Annotated in this window: 17 protein-coding genes and 1 tRNA gene; 12 read left to right on the top strand and 6 right to left on the bottom strand. The window is 57.2% G+C overall.

The features are described from left to right. The first annotated feature begins 67 nt into the window (after nt 1–67). A complete protein-coding gene (gene ogt / locus H7846_RS17805) occupies nt 68–631 on the top strand; it encodes a methylated-DNA--[protein]-cysteine S-methyltransferase (protein WP_186694142.1) in 564 nt (187 codons plus the stop codon). Here the strand turns inward: ogt and H7846_RS17800 are convergent. Further along, a complete protein-coding gene (locus H7846_RS17800) occupies nt 609–1076 on the bottom strand; it encodes a GatB/YqeY domain-containing protein (RefSeq protein ID WP_186694141.1) in 468 nt (155 codons plus the stop codon). The genes ogt and H7846_RS17800 overlap by 23 nt on opposite strands. 91 nt (nt 1077–1167) lie before the next feature. Here H7846_RS17800 and H7846_RS17795 point away from each other — a divergent pair, with 91 nt between their 5' ends. From H7846_RS17795 to H7846_RS17750, 10 genes are all read left to right on the top strand, one after another. Further along, complete coding sequence (locus H7846_RS17795) at nt 1168–2349, top strand: pyridoxal-phosphate-dependent aminotransferase family protein (protein WP_186694139.1); 1182 nt, start codon at nt 1168–1170, stop codon at nt 2347–2349. A gap of 75 nt (nt 2350–2424) precedes the next feature. Continuing rightward, nucleotides 2425–2817 (top strand): hypothetical protein, encoded by a 393-nt coding sequence (locus tag H7846_RS17790; protein ID WP_186694137.1) that lies wholly within the window; start codon nt 2425–2427, stop codon nt 2815–2817. 85 nt (nt 2818–2902) lie between these two features. Then, on the top strand, nt 2903–4531 hold the full coding sequence (gene serA, locus H7846_RS17785) for a phosphoglycerate dehydrogenase (protein WP_186694135.1): 1629 nt from the start codon (nt 2903–2905) through the stop codon (nt 4529–4531). A gap of 135 nt (nt 4532–4666) precedes the next feature. After that, the gene (locus H7846_RS17780) at nt 4667–4969 is read left to right on the top strand and encodes an FmdB family zinc ribbon protein (protein WP_186694133.1); all 303 of its coding nucleotides are present in this window, start codon (nt 4667–4669) and stop codon (nt 4967–4969) included. A gap of 181 nt (nt 4970–5150) precedes the next feature. Next, nucleotides 5151–5534: a VOC family protein gene (locus H7846_RS17775; RefSeq protein ID WP_186694131.1), complete on the top strand. Its 384-nt coding sequence runs from the start codon at nt 5151–5153 to the stop codon at nt 5532–5534. Between the two features lie 80 nt (nt 5535–5614). After that, nucleotides 5615–6340: a helix-turn-helix transcriptional regulator gene (locus tag H7846_RS17770; RefSeq protein ID WP_186694129.1), complete on the top strand. Its 726-nt coding sequence runs from the start codon at nt 5615–5617 to the stop codon at nt 6338–6340. 57 nt (nt 6341–6397) lie between these two features. Then, nucleotides 6398–7612 (top strand): alanine racemase, encoded by a 1215-nt coding sequence (gene alr, locus H7846_RS17765; RefSeq protein ID WP_186694127.1) that lies wholly within the window; start codon nt 6398–6400, stop codon nt 7610–7612. A 74-nt stretch (nt 7613–7686) separates the two neighbouring features. After that, entirely contained in the window at nt 7687–7899 is a 213-nt protein-coding gene (locus tag H7846_RS17760) for a hypothetical protein (RefSeq protein WP_186694125.1), read from the top strand. Further along, the gene (locus H7846_RS17755; protein ID WP_186694124.1) at nt 7899–8942 is read left to right on the top strand and encodes a Gfo/Idh/MocA family protein; all 1044 of its coding nucleotides are present in this window, start codon (nt 7899–7901) and stop codon (nt 8940–8942) included. Before H7846_RS17760 ends, H7846_RS17755 begins: the two co-directional genes overlap by 1 nt. A 142-nt stretch (nt 8943–9084) precedes the next feature. Beyond that, nucleotides 9085–9160 (top strand) — tRNA-Ile (locus H7846_RS17750). A gap of 54 nt (nt 9161–9214) precedes the next feature. Here the strand turns inward: H7846_RS17750 and H7846_RS17745 are convergent. Beyond that, nucleotides 9215–9703 carry a hypothetical protein gene (locus tag H7846_RS17745; protein ID WP_186694122.1) on the bottom strand — a complete coding sequence of 163 codons (489 nt, stop codon included), beginning with the start codon at nt 9701–9703 and terminating at the stop codon, nt 9215–9217. Nucleotides 9704–9877: 174 nt separating this feature from the next. After that, nucleotides 9878–10300 carry an NINE protein gene (locus H7846_RS17740; RefSeq protein WP_222597529.1) on the bottom strand — a complete coding sequence of 141 codons (423 nt, stop codon included), beginning with the start codon at nt 10298–10300 and terminating at the stop codon, nt 9878–9880. A gap of 252 nt (nt 10301–10552) precedes the next feature. Here H7846_RS17740 and H7846_RS17735 point away from each other — a divergent pair, with 252 nt between their 5' ends. Next, nucleotides 10553–10762: a hypothetical protein gene (locus tag H7846_RS17735; protein ID WP_186694120.1), complete on the top strand. Its 210-nt coding sequence runs from the start codon at nt 10553–10555 to the stop codon at nt 10760–10762. A gap of 143 nt (nt 10763–10905) precedes the next feature. Here H7846_RS17735 and rpmA read toward each other — a convergent pair whose 3' ends face one another. From rpmA to H7846_RS17720, 3 genes are all read right to left on the bottom strand, one after another. Continuing rightward, nucleotides 10906–11169, bottom strand: coding sequence for a 50S ribosomal protein L27 (gene rpmA, locus H7846_RS17730; protein ID WP_186694118.1), 264 nt, complete (start codon nt 11167–11169; stop codon nt 10906–10908). 70 nt (nt 11170–11239) lie between these two features. Then, nucleotides 11240–11560 carry a 50S ribosomal protein L21 gene (gene rplU / locus H7846_RS17725; protein ID WP_186694116.1) on the bottom strand — a complete coding sequence of 107 codons (321 nt, stop codon included), beginning with the start codon at nt 11558–11560 and terminating at the stop codon, nt 11240–11242. A gap of 393 nt (nt 11561–11953) precedes the next feature. After that, nucleotides 11954–12910: a 3-keto-disaccharide hydrolase gene (locus H7846_RS17720; RefSeq protein WP_255460734.1), complete on the bottom strand. Its 957-nt coding sequence runs from the start codon at nt 12908–12910 to the stop codon at nt 11954–11956. Nucleotides 12911–13117: the final 207 nt, after the last annotated feature.

Here is a 13117-nt window from a genome sequence, read left to right as displayed (position 1 = left end):
GCGCCCGCCCGCGCGTCACATAGCGGTACCGGTTTTTGCAGCATATCCTTGTTTTGGAGAGCCCTAAATGAGCCAAATCATGCATTTGTCGTTGGATCGGCTTGCTACTCCAATCGGAGAGATGCTCCTTGTTGCTGACGAAGAAGGAAGTCTTCGTGCGATCGACTGGTCGGACTATGAGGCGCGAATGCATCGTCTGCTCCGGCTCCATTACGGTCAGGATGGTTTCCGGCTTGAACCAGTTCGCAATCCTCATGGTCTCTCCGAAACGATGGCCCGGTACTTTGCGGGTGAACTCTCCGTGATCGACACCTTACCTGTAAAGACTGCGGGAACCTCTTTCCAAAGGGAGGTCTGGCGTGCGCTTCGCGCTATCGAATGTGGCAAAACGATCTCTTACGCGGAACTTGCGAAGCGGATCGGGCGCTCGAATACTGTCCGGGCTGTTGGAACGGCCAACGGTGCAAACCCTATTGGCGTCGTTGTGCCTTGTCACCGCGTGATCGGAGCGAATGGCTCATTGACCGGCTATGGTGGCGGTATGGAGCGAAAGGCATGGCTGCTCCGGCATGAGGGCTGTGCTCAGGTGAGCGAGACTCTGAGCCTGTTTACTTCGCCAGTTCTGTCTTGACGATTTCGCTAACCCGCTTGTTATCTACGCGCCAGCCCTTCGCCATGGTTTGTTGCTGGACGATCTTCATCGCAGCTCCCATGTCCTTCGGACCGGGCTTTGCGCCTGCCTCTGCAAGCTGCGCAATCGCCGCCTGGACGACCGAGCGGATATCGTCTTCGCTGGCCTCCTGGGGCAGATAGCCCTCAATCATCGTGATTTCGATGCGTTCTTTTTCGGCGAGTTCTGGGCGATTGCCCTTGGTAAAACTCTCCACTGATTCCCGCCGCTGCTTGATCAGCGTCGAGAGGATCTGCGATTCTTCCGCGTCGGTGAGCTCCGCTCGCTTGTCGATGGCCTTATTTTTCAATGCCGACTTCACCATACGCAGCGTTGTCAGCCTGTGTTCGTCTTTCGCCTTCATCGCGGTGACAATATCGACATCGATCTTCCTGGCGATCGTCATTGAATGCTCCTTCACAGTTGTTCAACCGTTAAACCCTGACTCTCCATCATAAAACGCCGGGCGGTCCGGTCGCCGCCTCTACAATAGAGGTATGATCCGCAAAACGCGCCTCTTTACTCCTGGGCCTACGCCCCTGCTTCCCGCCGCCCAGTTCGCCATGGCGGCCGCCGATATCCACCACCGCACCCCTGAGTTCCGCGCCCTGTTTTCCCGTGTTCTGTCGCAGCTGAAGGACTTCGTCGGTACCAAGAACGACGTTCTGGTTCTTTCGAGCGGCGGTACTGGAGCCATGGAGGCTGCGGTTTCCAATCTGACTTCGCCCGGTGACCGTGTCCTTGTCCTGACCGCCGGTAAGTTCGGTGAGCGCTGGAGCGCGCTGACCAAGGCCTTCGGCTGCCATGTCGATGTGATTGAAAAGCCCTATGGCCAGACCTTCTCGCTCGATGAAGTCAAGGCAGCGCTCAAGCTTGAGACCCGCGCCGTCTTCGTACAGGCGACCGAGTCCTCGACCGGCGTCCGCCACGATGTGGAAGGGATTGCGAAGCTGCTGAAAGATGCCAAGTCCGAGGCACTGTTGATCGTCGATGCGATCACCGGACTCGGTACTACGCACCTCGACATGGACGGTTGGGGAATCGACGTGTTGATTGGTGGTTCGCAGAAGGCCGTCATGATCTCGCCCGGTCTCAGCTATATCGCGTTGAGCCAGCGTGCATGGGACCGCATGGAGTCGACCTACAATCCGCGTTACTACTTCGATCTCCGCAAGGAGCGCAAGAATGCTGCCAAGGGTGAGAGCGCGTATACGCCTCCCGTTGCTCTGATCGCAGCTCTTGGAGCCTCGCTCGACTATATCGCCAGCCAGGCGGATGGAAATCTCGCAGAAGGCCGCAAGAAGCTGGTCGACAATGCCGAGACCTGCGCCGCCATGACTCGCGCAGCCGCAACCGCGATGGGCCTAAAGCTTTTCGCGCCTGCCGGTTATGAGGCTGCCGCCGCAACTGCAATTCTGCCACCCGAGGGTACGGACTCCGGCGTCATCGTCAAGGGCCTCAAGTCGAAGTTCGCCGCTATCGTCACCGACGGACAGGGCGAGATGAAGGGACACCTCTTCCGCATCGCGCACATCGGCTTCTTCGACTACCTGGACACGATCGCCATCATTGGCGCTCTTGAGCAGGTCGCCATCGCAGCCAAACTCCCACTGCCCGGCTTCGCCTTCGGTAACGGCCTCATTGCTGCCCAGAAGGTCTTCGCCGAGCGAACAAAGTAGCAAGTCAACCTGGCTAGGCAATCTTCCTGAGAAACAGCAGGAAGATTGCCTAGCCTATGGATGGAAACGAGCGAAATGAAACGCTCTCTCCAACTCGCAGCCTTCCTTCTTACAGCGGCTTCGTTTGCCACCACAACCGGTTGCAGCAAGCCCGAGATGAAACGGTGTGTTGACCAGGACCATGTCGTTGTTGACGACGATCTATGTCATGCCCGTGGCGAGCAGCGCATTCTTGGAGAGAAGCCTCTGGAGAGTACAGCCTACCGCTACTACTACGGCGGTACGGGAAGCGCGGAACCTGGAACCATCGCCAGCGGTGGCGCCTATGTTCCAGACGCCGGCCATACCTATGCTGTTGCCTCCGTCAACGGGCGCGACCGGATACGGCAAGCCTGGCCTGTTGTTGGTGTTGTCGCTTTTGCAGCACTCTTTTTCTTTCTCTGGGAGGGCCGGCGCAAGCGCTCATGAGACCAACGACCCTTCTTTCAAAGCACTCCTTGTTCTCTGTCTATTAAAATTAAAACCAAACCACCTGTAACCCCTGAGGTCATCCTTGAAGATCGTTCTCGCTGAAAAAGTCTCTCCCGCCACCCTTGCCATCTTCCAGCAGGAACCAGGCTGGCAGGTCGTTACCGCCGACCAGATCAAGAACGGCCTTGCCGCCGAGCTTGCCGACGCGGACGCCCTGGTCGTGCGCTCCGCAGTTCAGGCTGATGCCAAGCTGCTGGAGTCCGCCCCGAAGCTTCGCGTCATCGGCCGCGCTGGCGTAGGCGTGGATAACATCGATACCGACGCTGCCACCCGCCGCGGCATCGTTGTGATGAATACTCCCGGAGCCAACGCGATCGCCGTCGCTGAGTTGACCCTCGGCCTGATGGTGTCGCTCGCCCGTGCCATTCCTCGTGCCAATTCCACCATGCACCAGGGCAAGTGGGAAAAGAAGACCCTACAGGGCCGCGAACTGCGCGGAAAGACGTTCGGCATCGTCGGCTTGGGCCGTATCGGTCTCGAGGTCGCTCGCCGCGCCCGTGCCTTCGGAATGGAGCTGATCGGCTACGACCCCTTTATCGCGCCGGTGATCGCCCGCGAAAACGACGTCACCCTTGTTCCTATCGATGAGATTTTCCGTCGCTCCGACTACCTCACCTTGCATGTCGGCCTCACTGCGCAGACCGAGGGCATGATCAACGCTACTTCGCTCGCCATCATGAAGAAAGGCGTCCGCATCATCAACTGTGCCCGCGGTGAGCTGATCGTTGAGCAGGCGCTGGCCGATGCCCTCAAGAGCGGCCACGTCGGCGGAGCTGCCCTCGACGTCTTCCATTCGGAACCGCTCAAGGATTCCGCTTTCTTCGGACTCGACAACGTGATCCTCTCACCGCACATTGCTGGTTCCACCGATGAGGCCCAGGAAGCTATCGGCATCCAGCTTGCCCGTCAGGTAAGCGACTATCTCAAGCTGGGTGTCGTGCAGAATGCGGTCAATCTGCCTTCGCTCACCCACGAGGAGTACACCGAGGTCGCTCCTTATATCGAGATGGCCGAGCGTCTTGGCCACTTTCTCTCGCACGCCACGCCGGGAAACCTGGAGAACATCCAGATCAGCTACACCGGCCGCCTCGCAACCGGAAAGACCGATCTGGTACGTAACGCCGCCCTGGCCGGGATCTTCTCAGGCTCGGAAGGCAATGGCGAATCGAAGGGAACCGCCAATCGCATCAACGCGGCGGCCATCGCAGAAGAGCGCGGAATCCGGGTGCAGGAGGACAAGAAGGAGTTCACTACTGGAGGCGCGGGGTCGGTCCTTAAGCTGACGCTGCATTCCTCCGCAGGAGACGCTTCGGCTTCCGCCACCGTTCTGCACGGCAACTCGCCACGTCTGCTGTCCTACGATGGCATTGATATCGAAGCTCCGTTGACCGGAACCCTGGTGGCGATTCGCAACCACGATGTTCCCGGTGTGATCGGACGCATCGGAACTATCCTGGGCGAGCACTCGGTCAATATCGCCAATTTCGCTCTCGGACGCTCCACCCGCTCGCAGCGCGTTCCACAGGGACAGGCCCTGGCCGTCGTCCAGATCGACGTCCCCAATGCAACTACAGCCAACGCTGCCGTCGAGGCGCTCCGTAAGGTGGAGGCAATCGCCAGCGTTCGGCTGATCGAACTGGGCAAGCTGTAACTTCTATGCCTTGCACTGATTGGCTCCTGCGGCGTCCCCGCAGGAGCTTTTACTTTTAGGCTCGATTAGAATGGAAGATGCGACAGAACCCACTCCAGATCTGTCCGGAAGTTACGATCAGGAACGCCAGCCTCTATGCCGCTCTACGAATACGAATGCACTCAGTGCCACAAACGAACCGAAAAGATCCAGAAATTCTCTGATCCGGAGATTACGGTTTGCCCGTTTTGCGATGGACACCTTGAGCGTGTTCTTTCGGCTCCCGCAGTCGCCTTCAAGGGGGGTGGATGGTATGCCGACGGTTATGGCAATGCTAAGCCGAAGTCTTCCGAGACCAAGGCGAGCGCCCCATCTTCGTCGAGTGATAGCGCCAGCACAACCCCCGCCGCGCCTGCCGCAACTTCAACCCCCGCGGCGACAACTTCTTCCGGCAAGTAACTCGGGACAGAACCGGCGGCCCACTCGGCTCGCAGCTTCATCTCGAGGGATTCATGCGGGTGTTCGTCACAATGTTTCCTGCCGACATTCCTACTGACATGATGCTGTCAGTAGGGGTTCGTTATGCTCCGTAATGTAGTCGCCTAAGAGTGTTTCCCGAGAGGGACCAAGGAGCGCCCCCATGAGCGAACAAATGACCGTAAAACAGAATGCTATCAACTGGTTTGAGATTCCCTGCGAAGACCTGGACAGGGCCACCGGTTTTTATGAAACCCTGCTGGGCGTCAAGATGGAGCGCTATAACGAAGGAAGTCCGATGGCGTTGTTCGCTTCTGAACAGACCGGAACTGGCGGCACTCTGGTCAAAAGGACGTTCCAGAAACCCGGCCGCGGCGGCGCGATGGTCTACCTGAACTGCAATGGCGAACTGGACAACGTCCTGGCGCGTGTTCGCAAGGCCGGAGGCCTGGTGCTGATGCCCAAAACCCCCGTCCCGGGCGGCCACGGCCACTTCGCCTGCCTGCGTGATTCCGAAGGGAATCACATCGGATTGCACTCGTACTGAAAAAGCGTATTGTCAGTTACAGATTTGAGATGTCAGTAGAATCAACCTGTAACTGACAGCGTTAGCTGAGAATTTTCCACATGCGACGTGCAGACCGCCTCTTTCGGATTGTGCAGTTCCTGCGTCAGGGACGGCTACAGACAGCGCAGACGCTCGCTACGAAGTTGCAGGTTTCGCAACGGACCATCTATCGCGATATTCAGGACCTTCAACTTGCCGGAACCCCCATCGAAGGTGAGGCCGGCGTCGGTTACACGCTGCGCCGCGATATGGACCTGCCACCGTTGATGTTCACCCGTGGAGAATTGACCGCACTGGTCCTTGGCGCTCGCCTGGTGCGGGCCTGGGGAGGCGAGGAGAATGTGCTTGGGGCCGCTCAGGCCCTGCAACGCATCGAGGCCGTCCTGCCCGCCGATCTGCGCAACGAGTTCGACTCCATTCTGCTCTACGCTCCGGGCTACAGGATGAAGCCGCATCTGCGCGCCCGGCTTGATTCGCTGCACATGGCCTGCAAGATGCGCCGCGTCGCCAGCTTCCGATACATTCGCGAAGACGGCGAAGTGAGCGAGCGTTGTGTATGGCCGCTGGCGCTCGTTTTCTGGAGCGGAGTGTGGACCCTGACCTCATGGTGCGAACTGCGGAATGATTTTCGCGACTTCCGCCTGGATCGCATGGACGAGGTAGCCATCCTCGAGCGAACCTTTACACCGAAAAAAGGTCAGCGGCTCGAAGATCACATCAAGAAGGTTGTGCCCTCGGCCGAAGAGCGCCGCGAACTGATGGCCCCCGCTTCCAGCTCGCTGTAGCCTCTCAGTCAACATGGCTCCATCAAGAGAAGACGCATCGGGCCGTAGGATAGAAGAGTGAAGAGCTGGGTGGAGATCTCAGAAGAGCGGCTAACCGCCAATTATCGTTGCCTTAAAGAAGCTGCAGGTGCAGACATCACCGTATTGGCCGTGGTTAAGGCTGATGCTTACGGCCACGGCGCAGAGCTGTGCGCTCCTGTGCTGGCCGCAGCAGGAGCCGAGTGGCTGGGAGTTACTGATGCTGGTGAGGGCGCGGCCGTAAGAACCGCTCTTCAGAGGGCCGGGATTGCATCAGCCCAACAGCCGCGCATTCTGGTGATGAGCGAGTCACTCGATGAAGATGCCGACGTTCTGGTCGCTTCCGAACTGACTCCTGTTGTCTCGACGATCTCTCAGATGGAAGCCCTGGCCCACGCTCTGAACGATGGCGATTCCGCGCGCTCGTTTGCCGTGCATCTTGAGATTGACACGGGTATGTCGCGACAGGGAGTCGCCATAGGCGCCAGTCTGGATGAGGTTTTGCGATGGCTGAATCTGCAAAACAGAATTCACCTGGAAGGCGTGATGACGCATTTCGCCTCTGCCGAGATCGCCGGATCGCACCAGACTCTTCAGCAACAGCGTTGCTTTGAGCAGGCATTGCACCAGGTGCAGGACGCCGGGCTGAGACCCGCGTGGATCCACGCAGGCAACTCCTCCACGGTCGACAATCCGTTTCCAGAAGATGGGGGAACATTCTGCTGGCTGAGGAATGTAGCGAAGGATGTGTCCGCACGCTGCATGGTGCGAAGCGGTCTTGCGCTCTACGGTTACAGTCTTCCCATCGAAGTCCAACAGGGATATGCAGGAGTTCACGAAGCTCGCATTCGACCCAGCCTCAAACCCGTGATGACGTGGAAGACCCGCGTGACCGGCCTGCGCGAGATCGAGCCTGGCGCAAGGATCGGTTATAACGGAATCTTCATGGCGGAGCGCCGCATGAGGCTGGCGCTGCTTCCCGCAGGCTATGCCGATGGGCTCAGGCGCGACCTGTCAGCCACCAATACAAGTCCGGCCGGATGGGTCATGTTCGGCAAGGAGCGCGCTCCTATTGTTGGACGCGTTTCGATGAACCTGACGACTGTCGATGTAACTGCCATTCCCTCGATCAAGGTTGGCGATGAGGCAATCCTTCTTGGCGAAGGCATCACCGCCGACGATCATGCCTGCATTGCCAGAACGATCCCCTACGAGATTCTTTGCGGCGTGAAATCGCCCCGCATACTGAGCTAAATCTGTGATGATTTGCGCAGGCCCATGTGCGGACATTAAGATTCAGACTAAGAGAAACGAGAGGAACCCCCTTCATGGAAGTCAACGCAACCTCCGCGCGCCGCACAGAAGATATCGCTCTTGACCTGTTGAAGTTCGTCGCTTCGCATGCGAATCTCGGCAGCAAAAGCACCGGTTCCACAACCGGATTTGTCGCGGCTACTTCAGCCAAGCCCGAAGATCAGGTCACACAGCTGCTGGAGCTGTACGCACGCTGCCGTCAGGCAGTCGAAGTCCCCGTCAAATAGTGTCCATCGCTAATCCACTCCGCGTTGCGGTCATTGGAGCCGGAGCCTTCGGCCGCAATCACCTTCGTGTCTATCGCGAACTTGAGCTTGCGGGCGAAGCTGTACAGCTTGCTGCTGTTGTCGATCAGAACGCCAGCGCAGCTGCTGAGGCGGGCGCGAAGTTCGGCATTCCGGCGTTTTCCTCGATCGAAGAGTGTTTAGCGAAGATCGAAAAGATTGACGCTGCATCGGTTTGTGTTCCGACGGTCCATCACCGTGGCGCTGCGGAACAGCTCATCGTCTCGAACGTCGATGTACTGATCGAAAAACCTCTGGCTCCAACCCTGGAGGATGCGGACAGTATCTTATTACTCGCCTGGAAACATGACCGCATCGTGCAAGTGGGACACCTGGAGCGCTTCAATCCAGCGGTTACCGCGGCGAAGCGTTTTCTGAACCAGCCGATGTTCTTCGAATCGCATCGCCTCAGCGTCTTTACGCCGCGCTCGCTTGACGTCGATGTTGTGCTCGATCTGATGATTCACGATCTTGATATTGTGCTGAGCTTAACCGGCTCGCCTGTCCGCGAGGTGCGGGCCGTGGGTTTGCCGGTGCTCTCACCCAAAGTTGATATCGCCAACGTTCGCGTAGAGTTCGAAAGCGGATGCGTCGCCAACTTTACTGCCAGTCGTGTCAGTACCGAACGCGTGCGCAAGCTGCGTTTCTTCCAGCCGCACCAGTATCTCTCGCTCGACTTCGCTCGCCAGGACCTGCTAATGATTGACGTGACCGCGGCTGCGGGAATGGATCTCGCAAAACTCGCCGCCATGGCTGAGATGCTGCAACAGCACGGCGGACATCCTTCGCCCGGGCTCTCGCTCAACAAAGTTGCAGTTGAACCGGGAGAGCCGCTGCGGCTGGAAATTTCATCTTTTCTCAACGCAGTTCGCAACAGGACAAAGCCGGAGGTCTCCGGCGAGGATGGACGAGCGGCACTCAAACTGGCGCTCGAAATCAACCAAGCAATTTCCGCGCATGCGAAACGCGCGGGGCTTTCTCTGTAGAGATACAGTCAGCGAAGATCACGATGTTTCGTGTGTTCCTGATTCTGAGCGCAGCGAAATTGCCTTTACTATGCGAAACTTAAAAGACTGAGGACAACCGCCTGAATCTTCCAGCCTCTCAGGCTTGTGGATCGCACCTCACGGGCCTGTAGCTCAACGGTTAGAGCAGGGGACTCATAATCCCTTGGTTGGGGGTTCAAATCCCTCCGGGCCCACCATTGCAATCTCTTTCAAAATTGAACTCTGATTCAAAATGCGATCGCCAGATCGTCTCACTGATATTGCAGCTCATGCGGTGCGGGATAAGTTAGTGTTCCGTCCTTCTTCTCATACCACATAAAGATCTTATGATCGCCGTTCACCCGTACGGCGACGATGATCCCCGTTCCGAAGGTGCCGGTCCCATCCGTTTTGGAGATATCCACATGGTGCGACGTGATGGGTCCGACAGGACTCTCCGTCGTCCAGTCTTCAGTAAACCGCTTCAGGCTGTAGTCGTACTTCTGCGGATGCTGCTGCCAGTCCGGATCGTTCATCCAGATCGCATAGGCTTTGTCATAGTCTTTGGCTTCCAGCGCATCGAAGAACTGGCTCACTTTGTGCTCCGCATGCAGGTTCGTGAAGAACCATCCATGCCCGAACAAGTACCCTCCAACCCCAATCACTGCGGCTAGCAGAACCAATGCGATGCTTCCGAAAATCAAGAATGTCCTGCGCTTTTCACGGCTCGCGTCGTACTTCGGCGCATTCAGCAGAGTCATCCAATCCCCCTCTTCTTCACTCGTTATATTAGACCGCAGACTCAGTCATATAGTTCCCTGCCATCTTTTGAACTTCCTCCCGTAAAACAAATGGCGCACCATCTTTTGGATTAGCACGCCATTCGTTCCTGCGTTTTATTTACGTTCTCCCTGAAGAAAGCGCGGCATGATGTCTCAAGCAGTCCGCGCACCGCATCGCGAACAAAAGCCAGCGCTCGCTGCAAGCGGGTTTCCACAGGCAGGGCAGACAATGTTCGTTCGTGAGGCTGCGAGAGGAGCGCCGGTTGGGCTGGTCGCACGGATTTGTCCGGCGATATAGTTGGCTTGTATCGCGTTGTATGCGCGCACTCGACCGGGCATAAAGAAGGCTTCGATAAAACCGAGAATCGCTGGAATCCCTGTCCAACTGAAGAGAAGATAAAGAACGCCGATTCCATTGCGACGTAAATAGAAGTGATGGAGTCCGAAGCTGCCGAGAAAGATGGCAAGAAGCACTCCTATGACCTCATCGCGGCGGGCCTGTTCATATTCGGCGTAGAACCACGCGCGCTGATGGTCCGTCATTCCGGCGGTATAAAGAGGATCGGTATAGTCCACAGCTGCCTGACCTCCAATTGCTGATAAGGATACGTCCGACTTCTCGTTCTGTTCCAGAAACACGATTATCAGTGGGAGTCTTGTACATACGCGACTTAATTGATCGCATTTTGTTTTCCGGCACGGACCAGCCTGGCCGCGCTTTACAGCGGAAGAGGCGCTAATCTACTGTGTCCTGCAAGGAAGTTCCTTGGCCTGGGTGGGCAACAGGCATTGTGTTTCTGTACTCCAACAGAGAAGGAGGATGCGGCGATGGAACATATTCAGAATGGACAGTGCGGACTCTGTACCCACTTTGGCGAGGGCCACGGTACGGCACCGGCGCTGATTACGATCATGAAGAGCCATGAGGCTCCCTTGAACATGGTGGACGAGTGCGGTCACCCCAAACATGCAACGCTGCACCTGAAAGTGACTCCAATCAGCGGATGCGATGGGTTTGCACCCGCAGCACGAGCCTGAAAGGTTCTCTCAACAAGAAGAGCCTGGGAAAGATCCCAGGCTCTTCCGTTTAAAAGTTGCCCTCGATGCGGTGACGATTCTGTTGAAACAACGACAAAAGCCCTGCACAGGCAGGGCTTTTGTTCCAGGAGAGCCTGGAAGATTTATGCCGTCGCGATCGGGTCGATCGAGACGAAGCGGCCATGCTGACCACGGTCCTGGAAGCGGACCACGCCGTCGATCTTGGCGAAGAGGGTGTCGTCTTTACCGCGGCCCACGTTCGTGCCTGCCTTCAGCGGGGTTCCGCGCTGGCGGACGAGGATGGAGCCACCGGTAACCGTCTGGCCGGCAAAGCGCTTGACGCCAAGGCGCTGTGCATTTGAGTCGCGGCCGTTTTTGGAAGAACCTAAACCTTTTTTATGTGCCATTTCCTATTGCCTCATTTCGCGCCGTTCTGGGTCGATCAGGACCGAGCGTGGCGCTTGAAATCTAACTTGTTTACTTCAGCGACTTTCCGCCTACGAGGATCTCGTTGATCTTGACCTCGACGAAGTTCTGGCGGTGGCCCTGCATCTTCTTGTACTGCTTCTTGCGCTTCAGCTTGAAGACAAGGATCTTGTCGCCGCGGCCTTCGCCTACGACCGATGCGGTCACCTTGGCGCCCTTCAGGTCGCTCTCAAACTTGCCCTCGGCGCCGGAGACGGCGAGAACGTCGGCGAACTCGACGGCTCCGTCCTGGTGGGCCGTGGTCTCGATCTTCAGGGTATCGCCGGGAGCGACTTTGTACTGCTTGCCGCCGGTGCGGATGACTGCATACATGGTTAGAACCTCTAAGCGCGCTCCGAAGAACGTTCCGCTTTCTTCATGAATTGTGCTGCATGGGGCGCTTGCAGGGTGGTGATTCCAGTCGGCTTCCCTGAACCTGAAATCTCCTGGCCCAAACCTGCCGTCCCTGAAGTGGAGACACGCTGGCTGCGGCGCCAAACTTAATGAGTTTAGCTTGTTTCTGTTGACAGGTCAATGAATTGCTCGATTTTTGGGGGATCCAACAATCCAAATGCTATTTATTTTGTGTTATTTAGGTTGGATAAGGGGAGAATCAACGCCCGGATGTACCTCAACATCGACCGTTTTTTTGCGTGGTTGCTTATCAGGCGAACATGACTGGCTGCTTGTTCTTGCTGCTCGTCATGTTCACCTTTCTAGACAGCTTTACTTCTTCGGAACGGAGATAGTGATGTTGCGGTAAGCGATGACGCCATGGTGGTCCCCCTGCAGATAGAAGGGGCCTGGTTCGGCTTCGTTGCTGTCAAGAGCGCCGCCGGTCGGACCGGGAAGCTCAACATTGTCGTGGTATAGCTTACCGTCTCGGTAGACCGTTATATGTCTGCCGACGAGGGTGACATCGTAGCTCGTCCACTTTCCGAGGTTATTTTCTGCGCCTGCTGGTGGTGGGTACCAGCTGTAGATCGCGCCCATCTCATGGGACGGGAGCTTGCCACCCTCGGTGCCTATCTGCAGCTCATAACGACCGCGCATGTAGATGCCGCTGTTGCCACCTTCCGGGCAGTTCACTTCGATGTGCAGCTTGAAGTCCTGGAACTTCTCCGTAGTCATGATGTTGGCGGCCGGGCGCATCTTTTGACCGAGCACCTCGGGATTGTCATTCACCAGCTCGCCGTTGCGTGCCACCCATTTGTTGTTCTCGACATTTCCGATCGGCTCCCAACCGGTAAGATCTTTGCCGTTGAAGAGAGGCCGGGGTTTGGTCCACTTCTTCGGCATGGGTCGATCGAGCGAAGGTGCCTTCATGCCAGCGAGCGTCGGGCCGGTGTCGCCGCCACGTTTCTCGATGCCGGTCAGTTTGCCTGCACTAGGGGAGGTGAGCTCCCAACTGATGTCCGTGCCGGGTCGCGCTTCTCCCAAATCCACGATCAGCTTGCCCGAGTCCACGTGGGCGCCGACGATAGGATGCCATGCACCACCTCTCGGCTGAACCTTCCCCTCAATTTTGCCGCCGTTATCGGTCAGCTCGATCCACTGGGGATAGGGTTTGCCGGTCGCGGGGGTCACGGTCATATCCCAACGGCCCAGAAACTCTTTGACGTCTTGCGCGGCAGCGGTCGAGATGAGCGCGGTCGCCAGGATAGATGCAAACAGAGTCTTCATTCTCATTCGTTTGAGTGTAACGCTCATGCTGATCGTCGGGTCTCGAAAGTGTTGGCACCAGTCTACAGCGGTCGCTTAGACAGGACGATGCTTTTGGTTTACCGATTTATGTGTTTGGCAGATTTGTTGAAGCTGGGTGCGGAGATTCAACTTGAGAGTAAGCAAATCCGCATCTTTGTTAGGGTTCTTATTTCTCGATGGTTGGTC

It is taken from the genome of Edaphobacter sp. 4G125 (assembly GCF_014274685.1).
Lineage (GTDB): Bacteria > Acidobacteriota > Terriglobia > Terriglobales > Acidobacteriaceae > Edaphobacter.
This window is presented reverse-complemented; position numbering and strand designations above follow the sequence as displayed.